This window comes from Paenibacillus sp. FSL R7-269 (genome assembly GCF_000517865.1).
GTDB lineage: Bacteria > Bacillota > Bacilli > Paenibacillales > Paenibacillaceae > Paenibacillus_AQ.
Map to the genome: position 1 here is coordinate 17,137 of NZ_ASPS01000073.1, position 14,768 is coordinate 31,904.

Annotated in this window: 14 protein-coding genes; 1 reads left to right on the forward strand and 13 read right to left on the reverse strand. The window is 52.7% G+C overall.

Annotated features, from left to right (window positions below):
* Positions 1-247: 247 nt before the first annotated feature.
* The 8 genes from cydC to C162_RS27355 all read right to left on the reverse strand — a co-directional run bounded on the left by cydC (position 248) and on the right by C162_RS27355 (position 8,612).
* Positions 248-2,047 carry a thiol reductant ABC exporter subunit CydC gene (cydC, locus tag C162_RS27325; protein ID WP_036699788.1) on the reverse strand — a complete coding sequence of 600 codons (1,800 nt, stop codon included), beginning with the start codon at positions 2,045-2,047 and terminating at the stop codon, positions 248-250.
* Positions 2,044-3,813: a thiol reductant ABC exporter subunit CydD gene (gene cydD, locus C162_RS27330; RefSeq protein ID WP_036699790.1), complete on the reverse strand. Its 1,770-nt coding sequence runs from the start codon at positions 3,811-3,813 to the stop codon at positions 2,044-2,046. Before cydD ends, cydC begins: the two co-directional genes overlap by 4 nt.
* Positions 3,813-4,826: a cytochrome d ubiquinol oxidase subunit II gene (cydB, locus tag C162_RS27335; RefSeq protein WP_036699793.1), complete on the reverse strand. Its 1,014-nt coding sequence runs from the start codon at positions 4,824-4,826 to the stop codon at positions 3,813-3,815. The genes cydD and cydB overlap by 1 nt, the downstream gene beginning before the upstream one ends.
* A gap of 3 nt (positions 4,827-4,829) precedes the next feature.
* Positions 4,830-6,218 carry a cytochrome ubiquinol oxidase subunit I gene (locus C162_RS27340; protein WP_036699795.1) on the reverse strand — a complete coding sequence of 463 codons (1,389 nt, stop codon included), beginning with the start codon at positions 6,216-6,218 and terminating at the stop codon, positions 4,830-4,832.
* Between the two features lie 231 nt (positions 6,219-6,449).
* Positions 6,450-6,680, reverse strand: coding sequence for a cold-shock protein (locus tag C162_RS27345; protein ID WP_036699797.1), 231 nt, complete (start codon positions 6,678-6,680; stop codon positions 6,450-6,452).
* Positions 6,681-6,770: 90 nt separating this feature from the next.
* On the reverse strand, positions 6,771-6,971 hold the full coding sequence (locus C162_RS27350; RefSeq protein WP_019914582.1) for a cold-shock protein: 201 nt from the start codon (positions 6,969-6,971) through the stop codon (positions 6,771-6,773).
* 268 nt (positions 6,972-7,239) lie between these two features.
* Positions 7,240-7,362 carry a hypothetical protein gene (locus tag C162_RS37390; RefSeq protein WP_256707725.1) on the reverse strand — a complete coding sequence of 41 codons (123 nt, stop codon included), beginning with the start codon at positions 7,360-7,362 and terminating at the stop codon, positions 7,240-7,242.
* Between the two features lie 2 nt (positions 7,363-7,364).
* A complete protein-coding gene (locus C162_RS27355; protein ID WP_036699799.1) occupies positions 7,365-8,612 on the reverse strand; it encodes a S1C family serine protease in 1,248 nt (415 codons plus the stop codon).
* Positions 8,613-8,967: 355 nt separating this feature from the next.
* Here C162_RS27355 and C162_RS27360 point away from each other — a divergent pair, with 355 nt between their 5' ends.
* On the forward strand, positions 8,968-9,174 hold the full coding sequence (locus tag C162_RS27360) for a hypothetical protein (protein WP_036699801.1): 207 nt from the start codon (positions 8,968-8,970) through the stop codon (positions 9,172-9,174).
* Here C162_RS27360 and C162_RS27365 read toward each other — a convergent pair.
* From C162_RS27365 to yycF, 5 genes are read right to left on the reverse strand one after another with little or no spacing between them, the layout of a single operon-like run.
* Positions 9,143-9,949, reverse strand: a complete 807-nt coding sequence (locus C162_RS27365; protein ID WP_036699804.1) for an MBL fold metallo-hydrolase — start codon at positions 9,947-9,949, stop codon at positions 9,143-9,145. The genes C162_RS27360 and C162_RS27365 overlap by 32 nt on opposite strands.
* Positions 9,950-9,965: 16 nt before the next feature.
* A complete protein-coding gene (gene yycI, locus C162_RS27370) occupies positions 9,966-10,706 on the reverse strand; it encodes a two-component system regulatory protein YycI (protein ID WP_036699806.1) in 741 nt (246 codons plus the stop codon).
* A gap of 47 nt (positions 10,707-10,753) precedes the next feature.
* Positions 10,754-12,046 (reverse strand): YycH family regulatory protein, encoded by a 1,293-nt coding sequence (locus C162_RS27375; protein WP_036699808.1) that lies wholly within the window; start codon positions 12,044-12,046, stop codon positions 10,754-10,756.
* Positions 12,043-13,875, reverse strand: a complete 1,833-nt coding sequence (walK, locus tag C162_RS27380; RefSeq protein ID WP_036699810.1) for a cell wall metabolism sensor histidine kinase WalK — start codon at positions 13,873-13,875, stop codon at positions 12,043-12,045. Before walK ends, C162_RS27375 begins: the two co-directional genes overlap by 4 nt.
* Positions 13,875-14,606: a response regulator YycF gene (gene yycF / locus C162_RS27385; protein WP_036699813.1), complete on the reverse strand. Its 732-nt coding sequence runs from the start codon at positions 14,604-14,606 to the stop codon at positions 13,875-13,877. The genes walK and yycF overlap by 1 nt, the downstream gene beginning before the upstream one ends.
* Positions 14,607-14,768 lie beyond the last annotated feature (162 nt).

The window sequence follows — 14,768 nt, forward strand, 5'->3', positions numbered from 1 at the left end:
GGCCCGCACATCCCAGCACTCGCTCATTATATTCGGTTTTTCGATTACATCCGGCCACACACCAGCATACTCACCCAATGTGTTCGCTTTTTCGATTACATTTGGCTCACAATCCCCTGCGCTCACCGATTGTAGTCGCTTTTTCGCATACATCCGGCCTACGATCAAAGAAGCTCTCCCCGCCCCCAACGGGACAGGAAGAGCTTCTTTGATCGTACTTACATTGCCTCGATTCTAATCCTAGCCTTTACTCGCCGTCCGCCACATTCTTCGCCTGCCCCGGCCGGTCCAGCTCATAGAGCTTGCGGTAACGCGGCTGCTGCTCCATCAGCTCGGCATGGGTGCCGCGCATCTCCACTTGGCCGTTCTCCATGAAGATGACCTCGTCCATCTGCTCGGCGCCCACCAGATGATGCGTGACCCAGACCAGCGTCTTTCCAGCCATCGCCTCGAACATAGTGGCCAGCAGCTCGCGCTCCGTGCGCGGGTCGAGGCCAACGGTTGGCTCGTCCAGTACAACCACTGGCGTATTCTGCAGCAGAATACGGGCCAAGGCCATCCGCTGGCGCTCTCCGCCGGAGAAGCGCTGCCCCGCCTCGCGTACCGGAGTATCATAGCCCTCCGGCAGCGAAGAGATCAGCGTATCCAGCTTCGCCAGGGCTGCCGCCTGCTGGACCGCTACCTCCGAAGCCCCCGGGTCCCCGAGCCGGATATTGTTCGCCACCGTGGTGTCGAACAGATGCGGGCTCTGGTTCAGCACCGCGATGAGCTGTGGAATCCGCTCACCGTAAGCCGCAGCATCGATCCCGTTAATCGTCACGGAGCCGATGGTGGGCGCAATCACGCCCTGCACCATCTTGAGCAGCGTCGATTTACCCGCTCCGCTGCGGCCGATAACTGCAACCTTCCGCCCTTGCGGCAGCGTAAGGTCCAACCCCTGAACAGAGAAGTCGTCACCTGCCGCATAGCGGTAGCCCGCCGACCTCAGTTCAATCTGAACCTGTCCGCTGGCCTTGGCAGCCTCGGCAGCAGTAGCGACCTGAGCCGCAGCTTCGGCATTCCTGCCTTTTTCCGCCTCAGAGAGCACAGCCTTCGCCGGGGGTTCCACACCCTCCAGCCGCTCCAGTGAATTCCGGTATTGCGGAATTTTCTCCACAGCCTCGGATACGGGCAGGAAGGCATCCGCCACCGGGAAGACCACCAGCACGAACGCCGCAATCAGCGTTCCGGCAATCGCCCCTTCAGCATACTGTCCAGCCGCCCAGTATAACAAAGACAACACGGCCAGGCCAACAACCGCCTGACCGATGAACATACGCAGCCGTGCCCAGCGCCGCAATGAACCGTCTATGCGGGCAACCGCCTGCTCGTCCGCTTCGTACGTATCGACGAACTGGCTCTGCCGTCCGCTGATTACCCAATCTCCCAGCCCGAGCACAGCATCTGTCAGCTTTTGATACAGCCGGTTGCGCTCCTGCTTCACCTGACGCTGACGCTTCTGGGTCAGCAGGAGGGAGATCAGCGGTAATACGACAACCAGCACCAGCATATAGAGTCCCATAAGCAGAGCAAAGGCCACATCGAACGTCCCGAGCGCAATCATCGCCGCTGCGTAGATCAATAGCGCGATAATGCTCGGAAAGACGGTCCGAAGATACACATTCTGTAAATATTCGATATCATCGGCAAGCATACCGAGAATATCCCCGGTACGGAAGCGTGAGGACAAGAACAGCGCCTGTGGCTCCAGCATATGGTACAGCCGGACCCGCATCTTCGACAGAATGCGCAGAATCGTGTCATGTCCCACCAACCGCTCCACATAGTGGATAACAGCCCGGCTGGTCCCGAAGGTGCGCACACCGACAATGGGGACATAGATCATCAGTATATTTTCCGGCGGAATCGAGGCCTTCGAGATCAGAAAGCCTGAAGTATACATCAGCGAGGACGCAGAAAAGATAGTCAGAGCGCCCAGCAAGATGATTAACACGAACCGCCAGAAGTAGGCAGAGTAATAGGGAGCAAACCATCCTTCACGTTTCAATGGATTCCCTCCAATTGACTTTGAATAAGCTCATAATAAGCACCCCTCCGCGCAGTCAGCTCGTCGTGTGTGCCTATTTCAGCCACCCGTCCCTGCTGCATAACGACAATCAGATCCATGTCGATCATCCAGTGCAGGCGGTGTGTAGCCAGGAATACCAGCTTGCCTTCGAATAGCGGCAGCATCGTCTCCTTCAGCTCATATTCCGTCTCAATGTCCAGATGAGCCGTCGGCTCATCCAGCAGCATAATCGGGCGGCTGCTCAGCAGGGCGCGGGCCAGAGCCACACGCTGCTCCTGCCCGCCGCTGAGCGTACGGCCGCCGCCGCCGATCATTTCGTTCAGACCTTCCGGCAGCGAGGACACCAGCTTCGATAAACCGGCCGACTCCAGCGCGGCAGCTACCGCCTCCTGTGAAGCCTCGGGATAATAGAACCGGACATTATCAGCCAGCGTGCCGCTGAAGATATACGGGCGCTGCGGAATATAAGCCGTCTGCTTCCGCCAGCCCTCATCGGTCAGCGCACTGACCAGGCTTCCATTAATCGTAAGGGTTCCAGAGGTTGGATGAAGGAAGCCGCCCAGAACGTCTATCAGTGTAGACTTGCCTGCGCCGCTCTCCCCGATAATACCAATCTTGCAATGCCCGCTGAATTCAAGATGAACAGCTTCCAGTGACGACACTCCGTCCGCTTCATAGGTCACGCCTACCCCGTCAAGCTTCAGGTCGCTATTATTGTTCCACGTGAAAAAGTCGCCTGACCAAGCTCCGCTCTGACCTGCCATCTCCTTCTGCCCACCCTGCTCCAGCAGCTTCGCCTGGACCGTCTCGCGGTCAATGATGCTCTTCATCGCTTCACCGGCTTCCTTACCGTCCAAGGTGGCATGGAAATCTGCGCCCACCAGCCGCACCGGCAGGAAATATTCCGGCGCGAGAATCAGGATCGTCAGTCCGGTAACCAGCGTCATCTGCTCATTGACCAGACGCAGACCAAGGCTTACCGCTACCGAAGCGACAGACAGCATAGTGAAGAAGTCCAGTGCGAACGAAGACAGGAAGGCGACTCGCAGCGTACGCATAGTTGCTGAACGGTAGCGGTCACTGACCTTGGCAATACTCTCACTGTGGCTGCGGCTGCGTCCAAGGAATTTCAGCGTCTCCAGACCGCGCAGCGAATCCACGAAGTGATTCGATAAGGTACGGTAAGACTTCAGCTGACGGTCCATCTGCTTGCGGGCCGTCATCCCGATCAGGATCATGAATACAATAATGATCGGCATCGTTAAGGTAAGAATCACACCGCTGGACGTATCCAGGGTGAACACATAGACAAGCAGCAGAGCGGGTGTTATCGCCATACCGACCATCCGCGGAATAATCAGCTCCAGGTATGTGCGGAACTTCGTTACTCCTTCAAGCACTAATGTGACCATATTTCCGGTCCCCCGGTCGCCAGCCAGCCTTGGTCCCAGCTGGAACAGCTTGTCCATCATCTGTCTCCGCATGCTGCTGCCGGTCGCTTCCGCGAAGCGGTACGCCGCCCGGCTCATCAGCATGGCACAGGCATGACGCACAAGAAACGCAAGAAGGAACAAGAGCGCTCTAGCCCCTTGTTCCTTCAGCGGTTCTCCCGCAAACAGCGCAGAGACAGCTTCTGCCAACGACTTCGCCAGCAGAAGAATGGAGAAGCTTTGCACCAGGGTTAGGAAGCCAACCAGCAGAAAGACCGGCTTAACTCCTTTGTACCCAAGCAAATTTTTATCCATTAGTATTCAAGATGCTCCTTCTCATGAACCCGTTTGTGGAAGATGAAATAACTCCAGATCTGATAGCCCAGCACGAACGGCAGCAGAGTCAGTGCTACAATCGTCATCACCTTCAGCGAATATTGGCCGGAGGCCGCATTCGTAATCGTCAGGTTGAACGCCTGATCCAGCGAGCTAATCATAACCCGCGGGAACAGTCCGATGAAGATCGATGCAACAGACAGGGCCATCACAGCACCAGTCATCCCGAAGGCATAGCCGTCCTTCTTCTTAGTCATGAAATATCCGGCCAGCAGATAAGCTGCTACACCCAGAACGACTACAATCCACAGCAGCGTTCCGCGTTTATCGAAGATATCCGTCATAGTATACGTCATTACAACGAAGGCTACCAGCAGCGCCGCCAGTGGAATCAGCAGCTTCTGGGCCAGCTTACGCGCCCGTTCCTGCAGATCTCCAAGCGTACGGAGCGTAGTGAACATCAGCCCGTGTACCAGACACAGCAGGACAACCGTAATCCCTGCAACCACTGTATACGTATTGACGATATCGAAGAATCCGGCATACATCTGCATATCCTTGTCGATCGGCAAGCCCTTGATGAAGCTGGCGAATACCACGGCGAGCAGGAACGGCGGCAGGAAGCTGCCGAAGAAGATGCAGACATCCCATGTTTTCTGCCAAGTCTTGGAATCACGCTTACCTCTGAACTCGAATGCGACACCACGGGCGATCAACGCCAGCAGAGCAACTACAAACGGTATATAGAAACCGCTGAACAGCGTAGCATACCAATGCGGGAAGGCCGCGAACATTGCACCGGCACCCGTAATCAGCCATACCTCATTCGCATCCCAGAACGGCCCGATCGAATTGATCAGTATCCGGCGCTCCGTATCATTCTTGGCCAATATCTGTGTCTCCATCCCTACACCGAAGTCGAAGCCTTCCAGGAAGAAGAAGCCGACGAACAGCACCGCAATCAGCAGAAACCATAATTCATTAAGTGACATTGGTTAGCCCTCCTTGTTATACGGATCGTGGGATTCACCGTGTTCGTTATCCATAGCATAAGGACCTTTTTTAATCACTTTGACGAACAGGCCGACCAGCACTGCACCCAATATGGCATAGATCGCGTTAAAAGTAATCACCGAGAACAGCACCTGTCCGCTGGTAATATTAGGCGACACACTGTCTTCTGTAGTCATAAGTCCGAATACAGTCCATGGCTGACGCCCGATCTCTGTCATAATCCAGCCGGCCGTATTGGCAATCGGCGGAAGCAGCAGTCCCCAGAACATGAAGCGCATGAACCAGGTATTGGGTCTGTCCATCTTTTTGCGCCACATGAGGTAGATAGCATATACCCCGAACAGCATCATCAGCGTGCCGGCAGCAACCATGATCCGGAAGCTCCAGAAGGTTGTTTTGACCGGCGGAATATAATCTCCTGGTCCGTAGGCTACTTCATACTCCTTCTGTAGCTCCAGCATCCCCTTCACATCACCGGAGAATTTACTGTAGGACAGGAAGCTCAGCAGATACGGAACCTGAACTTCATTGCTGTTGGTTTGGTTCTTCACATCGATATTGGCAAATACCGTCCAAGGTGCCGGGTCGCCGCTCTCACCCCACAGCGCTTCGGAAGCCGCCATCTTCATGGGCTGTGTCTCTACCAGATATTGAGCCTGTGCATGTCCTGCAACCGCAACGCCGAAGGAAGAGATAACCCCTACAATTGCTGCGATCTCGAATGATTTCCGGAAAAAGGCGACGTCCTGCTTCTTAAGCAATTTGTAAGCACTGATCCCTGTTACCAGGAAGGCACCTGTAGCGTAAGCGGCAAGCACTGTATGCGGAAATTCCACCAGCAGCTGGCCGTTTGTAATCAGTGCGAAGATGTCATTCATCTCAGCCCGGCCGTTGTTAATCTGGAAGCCGACCGGATGCTGCATGAAGGAGTTAGCCGCCAGAATCCAGAATGCCGACAGCATCGTCCCGAAGGCCACCAGCCAGATCGATAATAGATGAATCCGCTTGGACACCTTATCCCAGCCGAAGATCCAGATTCCGATGAATGTGGACTCCAGGAAGAAGGCCAACAAGGCTTCAATCGCAAGCGGAGCCCCGAACACATCACCGACGAAGCGCGAATAATCCGACCAGTTCATTCCGAACTGGAATTCCTGCAAAATCCCTGTTACTACACCTACTGCGAAGTTAATCAGGAACAGCTTCCCCCAGAATTGCGCCATTCTTTTGTACTCTTCATTGCCCTTTCTTACGTACATGGTCTCCATAATGGCAATTATGAGCGCAAGTCCGATCGATACTGGCACAAAGAAATAATGAAAAATTGTCGTCGACGCAAATTGTATACGTGACAGCAGTACTGTATCCATATTTCTCCCCTTCCTTCTCCCTATTTCGTTATGTCTATTTTGTCAAATTTCCGACGCCTTAAGTGTGATGATTGTCACATTATACACCCTGTTTAGGCATGAAAAACAAAATATTTGTGACAAATATCACAATATTGCATATAGAAAGCAAAAAAAATAAGACGGTTTCACCGTCTTACATTTATCCAGCATGTATAGTATATAGTTGTCTTGATTCATAAAGGTATTGGTCTAGGTAATGGAAATACCTTTCTTAAGCGATTTGAGATCGCCATTTGAATTAAGCAATTGCGGCAGCATCTTCATGCTACGAACCATTGGGGAATGACAGAGACGGCAGGAAGGCGCGTGTTCAAATGCGAAATTATCCCTCATCCATCCATTGCAATCCTCATTGGTACAGGCCCAAATTGCGGTATTTTCTTCCGGTACTTCCTCCAAAGGCTTTTTCCGGTAGTTCATTGCCGTTCCTCCTTCCTTTATGTTGCAAGCAAGTAATGATAAAAAAAGACCGTCCCAACTTTCACAAGCGGGGACGGTGTCTTCTATTAATTACAGTTTTACAACGTTTTCGGCTTGTGGTCCGCGGTTGCCTTGAACAACGTTGAATTCAACGCGTTGGCCTTCGTCCAAAGTTTTGAAGCCGTCGCCAGTGATTGCGCTGAAGTGAACGAATACGTCGCTTCCGCCTTCAACTTCGATGAAACCGAATCCTTTTTCTGCGTTGAACCATTTAACTGTACCTGTTTGCATGTGTGTTACCTCCACAAATTTAAATTAATATGTTCTTTTTATCTTCAGACAAAGAAAAAATTCACACATTGAGAAAGGTTGTATCTTTGGTTGACAGCCCTTTTCAATGCGAGAATAAGGTATCAATGTATGAATAATTTCATGTTACCACACCTTAATAACAAAGGCAAGCTGTTCTATCCTAATTTCTCCGTTTTTCCCCTTATAAGGGCCACTTCCCAATGTAAGGGCTACCAGTCGTATTAATTTGTAATATTTATACCCATTACTACCAGTTACCCCATTTATTTATTCTTGAAACAGCCCCGCCCTCTTCTTTTTTCCTGAAAAGGACGGCTTCAACTGTTTCCGTAATCGTGACTGCCTCATTATTATATACGGCCATTTCCAATTTTATTCCTCCGGCTTCTCAAGAAGCTGAACTGTTGTCTGCTTCACTTCACCATTGCGGTAGAAGGTAATCTTCAGCTTATCGCCGATCTTGGTATGATCGTACAGATATTTGCGCAGCGACAGCGTGGAGGTAATCGGCTTATCGTTGAACTTCGTAATCACATCGTTAAGCTGCAGGCCTGCCTCCTTCGCCGGTCCTACAGCATCCAGAACCACAACCCCATCAGTAACTACAGACGGAAGATTAAGCTCCTTGCGCTGGTCATCGGCCAGCGGAACATACGGATTATTCAAATCCACCGAATATACACCCAGGTATGAACGTGCTATCCGCCCTTTGGAGGTAAGCTCATTGGCTGTGTCCACTACACGATTGGCGGGAATCGCAAAGCCCAACCCCTCTACCCCCGTATCGGAGATCTTCATCGTATTGATACCAATCACCTTGCCGTCCAGATCCACCAGTGCGCCGCCGCTGTTGCCCTCGTTAATGGCCGCATCCGTCTGGATCACTTCCTGCTCCCAATCGTACACGCCATCCTGGTTCAGTGACACCGGTATCGTCCGCTCTGTGTAGCTGACAATGCCGGAAGTTAGTGTATCCCCAAGCCCCAGCGGGTTGCCGATGGCAATGACAGTCTCACCCAGACGCAACTTGGAGGAATCCCCGATCTCAGCAATCCGGTCGATTCCCTTGCCGTCAATGGAGAGCACAGCAATATCACTCACCTTGTCAGCGCCTACCAGCTCCGCCTTGTGGGTCACGCCGTCTACTGTAACCACTTCCAGCTTGCCGGCACCCTCAATGACATGATTATTCGTAATGATAAATGCCTTATTGTCATCCTTCTTATAGATAACTCCCGAGCCTAGAGCGGATTCATCGAGAATATTAAGTTCCTTATTGTCTTGTTTATGATTAATGATGCTTACTACCGCAGGGCGGACATGGGCAGCAGCCTGAATAATCCGGTCGTACGGATCTGAGCTGCTCGCAGCCACCTTATCAATAACCACCGGAGCCTGAGCTCTCTCAGCGGTGAACTGTCCCGTTACCAGACTGAACAGCAGCACAGCCACCACAGCACTGCAGACAGAGCTGATCAGTGAGATCTGCCAGGTTGCCAGCGACCGCTTCGATTTGCGGACAGCCCACTTGCCGTCAGTATATCCGCCAGTTGATTTAGAATTGCCGCTTTTGCGCCGTGACACCTTGGTTGAATAGAAATCATCATCGAATAATCCCATGTTACACTCTCTCCCCTCTATTGCCACCGCATTCACGACCTGAACGCCAAGCAACCACGCCCGAGCTTAACCGCTATATCTCTTAGACTTCACGAAGTACTAAAAGGTTTCACTTGATTTATTCACCACATTCCAGTGGGTTCTAAGCGCAAGGGATGTCTATTACTCTAATAAGCTACTAAAAAGTTTAACAGCTTGTATCCGGAATATTTTGCAACTTAAAAGACTACAATAGGATTAGAACGCTCTATATGATTGTATCACAGGCAGCCGCGCTGCCCACATGTTTTCTATGTTAAAAAAATGTAAATTATTCACAGTCTCAATACATCCATTTCACAAGGAGGGACGGACTATGGAGTCTTTTTCAACAAGTAAGGATCTGGTGCAATTCATTGGTAAGCTGGGGGACCTTAAGGATGAACATTATCAGCTGATTCTTGCCCAGCATGCAATGATTGAGCTGTTAATTGATAAAGGGCTATTCTCCCGCCAAGAGCTGGAGCACAAGATTACCGAGGTTGAACGCCTTATGACTGGCTCACCTTATCCCATGGCGTAGGCCGGTCATAGTAGGTGTCGCAGAGTCTGAACTCACTGTCTTTGTAAAAGCAGCCCCGGTCCTCCATCGCCCCGCGCACGGACATCTTCGCCAGATCCATCATATTATGGTCTCTGCTTAAGTGGGCCAGATAGGCACGCTTGGTCCGCCCGCTCAGAATCTCGCTGAGTGCTGCGCCTGCCGCCTCATTGGACAGATGCCCCAGATCGCCAAGAATCCGCCGCTTCGTATTCCAGGGATAACGCCCCATCCGCAGCATTTCGATATCATGATTGGACTCCAGCACCAGCACATCGGCATCCGATATAGCCGTTCTCACCTTGTCGCTGACATACCCGAGGTCTGTCGCTACACACAGCTTCTCCTTGCCGTCATAGAAATTGTAAGCTACCGGCTCCGCAGCATCGTGGGAGATGGCGAAGGATTCCACCCGCATACTGCCGAAATCCCGGTGCTGCCCGGTCTCCATAATGACCCGGTTATGCTCCTCAATCTTGCCAATCCCCTTCTCTATAGCTCCCCAGGTATTCGAATTCGCATAGATCGGAAGATTATACTTGCGGGCCATCGCGCCCAGCCCCTTAATATGATCCGAATGCTCGTGGGTCACAAGAATCCCGTCCAGCTCCGCTCCCGTCAGCTCACGCATGGCCAGGAGCTCGTCAATCCGCTTGGCGCTCAGCCCCGCGTCGATCATAAGTGTGGTCTCGCCGTTACGCACTACTGTCACATTCCCGGTAGAACCGCTGGACAGTACTGTAAATGAAATCCCCATATCTCTCCTGCTCCTTCTACTCTGTTGTCTTCGGACTGATAATGTCCGCACTGATCGCATCCATATAGTAGGCGCTGCCGTCCTCCAAGATGAACCGCCACATCGGCGAAGCCACCTGGCTCTCGGAGTTGAACAGCTCACCATAATAGCCCAGCTCAATCTCCTTCACTGCGGCATCCGCAGGAAAATACTTCTCGATCAGACTGCTAAGCGCCTGCGATGCCGGGAGAACCTTCTGCAGATCCTCGCTCCGGCTGGCTGCGATCTCAATCTTCGGCCAGCGGTAGGCCACAATCTTCTGGTCACTGTTGATCAGCTCCAGCCTCACTCTGAACAGAGACCACTTGTTATCCACCAGCGGATGCAGGACGAACTTGCCAACCTCGCTCTCCTGTGAATCGAACCGGTAATTGGCAATGTCGGGAATCTGGCCCTTCAGCAGATTGCTAAGCTCCGAGAACGAGGAGTACATCAGCTTGCTGTCAATCGGCTCCTTAAGCTTCACAGGCAGTTCATTCTGCTCTTCGGCCGAATAACGGTACGTGATATCAGGCAGCTGTGGAGTGCCAGCCGGAATCGGGCACAGCAGCCTGATGTTCTTCTCTTCCATCACCGCCTTAGTCTCAGCAGACAGGGAAGTGAAGTCAAGTCCAGCGCTGACCTGATCACGCACATCAATCCATAGCTGATAGCACAGCAGCAGATTCAGCACCAGAAAGGCATATATCAATACACTCTTAGCCCTTCCCCAGTCCATAACGTCCCTCCTCGAATCGTATCCTGTCCGCTTGGTTTATCTCCGCCCTAATTCAATGTAAGCTCACTGCCGTCACTGAGTGTAACCCGCCAGACCGGATGAAGCTGCAGCTTCTCCCCGGCCAGCGCAGGCATATAGGCAGGCGTAAGCCCAATGATCCGCAAGGAGCTGCCGATCTGCGCCAGCCGCTGCTTCAGCAGTTCGCCGCCGGGCAGCTTAACAATGGTCTTTTCAGACTTTTCCTCATTCGTGTACATCAGGGAGCGCTCATAGGAAGAGACCGTTCCCTGCTGGAGCTCCAGATGGATTACGCCATACTGAAGCTGCGGATTGCTCATAATCGGATAGGAGCCGGACGGATAAGCACCATAATATTGCTGAAAAGAAACCTTGCGGTCCTGCCGGCTCTCCTCCGTAGCAGCCAGCCTGTAGGTTCCGTTCCAGCCGCCATGGTTATTGACAAATTCCACCGCCACCAGTGCATCCTTCGCCGGTGTGCTGTCACCGTCCGGAAGTGCTGCAGGATCACTATAACTCATCCAGTTCTGCTCCTGGTCCACCTGCAGGCTGCGTTTGCTGTCAGTATAGATTTTGGAGCCGTCCTTCTCAGGAATATACCTTGTATTGCCTGCATCGAAGAACAGATTGCTTTGCATTTGCTCAATGGTATACATACTCGCAGGCATCACAACTTTAACCAGCGGAACATCCGCCTCAGGGACATAATACTCACCGTTTACGGCTGTATACAGCGTCAGATTCTTACCGAAGTCCACATGCTGCTGCACATCCTGGACCGTAAGATCAGCCTTAGCCGCCTCGTACACAATATCCCCGCGTGTGCTGAAGAAGATAACATGGGCTTTGGAGTCATTTTTGATATTGTAGATCCAGATCCGGTCAATGCTCTCCCCCTCGAACAGCGAATCCGACGAGATCTGCATAACCCGCTGCAGCAGCGTTACCGGAATGCCTGCCCCGAACGACAGCTCAATGCCCGGATTCTCACTTCGGATCTTGTCCCAGTCGAAATCCTGTACGGACCGCCGCTGGAAGCTCTCGAAACTGCGGCCCTTCAGGCGGTTCATAATCAGGTTATAGAAAGTGGAGCTGGGGTAGAACAGTGTATGCTTGTCTCCGCCCATATGAATAATCATTTTATCGGGGTAGAGCAGGTTCTCCACCTTTTCCTTCGGCCCCATATTATCCGTCTTCACATATAAGGTCTTCGACAACACTGCCGAGTCGCTACCGGGCAGCCTGTAGATCAGATAATAGCTCTCCACGAGACTTCCGAGTATAAGCAAGACCAGCATCCATGACTTGATTCTCTCCTTCACGCCTCACTCCCCCTTTGCTTCATCAAAGGCAGCGTGAACGTGACCAGCGAGCCCTCATTCAGCTCCGATTGCAGGGAAATGGAGCCGCCATGGGCTTTGACAATTTCCCGGGCAATGGACAGTCCCAGACCTGTTCCGCCCATGTTCCGCGAGCGTGCCTTATCAACCCGGTAGAAGCGTTCAAAGATGCGCTCAATGTCCTTCTTCGGAATCCCTATCCCGGAGTCGCGGACAGACACGGCCAACATGCCGTCCTCGTTCTTATGTGCCTCCAGCCGGATCGTCCCGCCCTCTGGTGTATACTTGAGGGCATTGGAGACCAGATTACCCAGCACCTGATCAATCTGATCGCGGTCCAGCCAGGCTATGGCGACATCCTTACGAACCCTGGTGCTGATGTGAATCCGCTTCTGGCGGATCTGGAAGGAGAAGCGGTCCGCCACATCCTCCAGCATCTCGGAGATATCCGTCTGCTGAATGCGCAGACTGGATTCCTTGGAATCGAGCCGCGACAGATGCAGAAGATCCGTAACTAGCCGGATCATGCGCTCCGTCTCATTGCGGATAACTCCGACGAACCGCACGGCAAGCTGCGGATCTTCCAGCGCACCGTCATCCAGCGCCTCCGCATAGCTCTTGATCGTCGTAAGCGGCGTCCGCAGCTCATGCGATACATTCGCCACGAACTCCCGGCGGGACTCCTCCAGATTCTCCTGCTCCGTAACATCCTGCAGCACCGCAATCGTCCCGGCAATCCGTCCGCCTTCGCGGCGGTGAATCGGGGTGAAGGTCACCCGCACAATGTTGGGATCCTCTCCGCCCATGGGAGACAGGTGAAGCATAGCCGACTGGGGAATTCCCTGGGTTACGGAGACAGACTGCTCAGGCTCCAGACCCAGCAGCCCGCCAAGCGAGGCCCCTGCAGGCAGTGGTCCTTCCGCACCCAGCATCAAGGCGGCGCGTGTATTCATCAGAATGACCGCGCCGCTCTCGTCTGTTGCTACGACACCGTCACTCATATTGGCAAGAATGGAGGACAGCTTCTCCTTCTCCTCTTCGTTCTGCAGCAGCGCCTCGCGCAGCCGGTCCGTCATATAGTTGAAGGCCTGGCTCAGCTGCCCAATCTCATCATTGCCGAACACAGGAACCTTCCGGTTGAAGCGCCCTTCCGCCACAGCCGTGGCGTGCTTGGTCATCTCCTTAATCGGATGCGTGATCGTATGCGCGAGGATAACTCCCAGCACTGCCGTGAGCGCCAGCGCCAGCAGCAGCCCCGAGAGGAACACACTGTTAATCCGGCTCATGGTGGCATATAAGTCTTTCATATCAGCCGCTATATATATGGCGCCTACTACCTTATCACCGGAAATTACCGGCTTTGCCACTACTTTCTTGCGCACATTATCATCAGCGATAATATATTCCTCATTATCGCTGATGCCCTGCAAGGCGCGGCTGACCACGGTCTGCGTGTTCCGCTGGCCGACATAGTCATTCTGGGAAGGGATCGAGGTGGTAATAATCTTGCCGCTCGCATCCAGCACCTGAATTTCTGCGCCATTGATATACAGATTGTTCACCATGCCGCGCAGGCTCTCCACAGCCGATTCCTCATCGGCTGTGCCCGTCTCACTGCCGAATTTGTCAGCGGTGAGGATCGAGAGCATCTCGGCCCGTGCCTTCAGATCCTTGGTGAAGTTATCCGTCAGCGAGTTCTTCATCGAGCTGACAAAGTATACGCCGATCAGCTGCATCGCAATCAGAATCAGCAGCACATAGATTACAATAAGCCTGGCCTGGATCGTCCGAAAAAAGGACAGTGCCTTCATTACAACCCTCCGTTTTTGGGGCTATGCATCAAATAACCCAGTCCGCGCCGGGTATGAATATACTCCGGTTTGCTAGGATTCTCCTCAATTTTTTCTCTGAGCCGGCGGATGGTCACATCCACTGTCCGCACATCGCCGAAATATTCGAAGCCCCACACAGCCTGCAGCAGATGCTCCCGGGTCATTACCTTGCCCGCATGGCGGATCATATAATAGAGCAGCTCATATTCACGGTGCGTCAGATCCAGCGGCTCACTATCCTTGTAGACCATATACATATCCGTATCAATGAATAATCCGAAATGATAGACCCCTTGCTTGCTCTCCACCGCCTCACTAGGCGCTTCCGATTGGGATGGCTTATGCTGGCGACGCATTTGGGCCTTAACCCTGGCCAGCAGCTCACGGGTACTGAACGGCTTGGTCACATAATCATCCGCACCAAGCTCAAGACCCAGCACTTTATCGATCTCCCCATCCTTAGCGGTAAGCATAATGATAGGAATATCCAGATGGGCAGAGCGCACCTCACGGCAGACATCCATTCCGTCCTTGCCGGGCAGCATCAGATCCAGCAGCATCAGATCGGGGCGTTTGGACAGAGCCAGCTCCACCGCACTGTTGCCGTCGAAGGCGCAGATGACCTCGTAGCCCTCTTTTTCCAGATTGAATTTCAATATATCAGCAATAGGTTGTTCATCATCCACTACCAGAATCGTTCCCATTTGCATAAGCTCAGCTTCACCTTTCTAACGATACTCGAAACCCTGATTCCTTTATTTTAACATACCTGCCTTGGCGTCACATCAAATTCACCCCACAAAGTGAGGCTTTAGCTTCGAAGAGAACTCAGGTACTTTCCGGGGGGCCCCAAAAGCCTATTATTCAAGTAG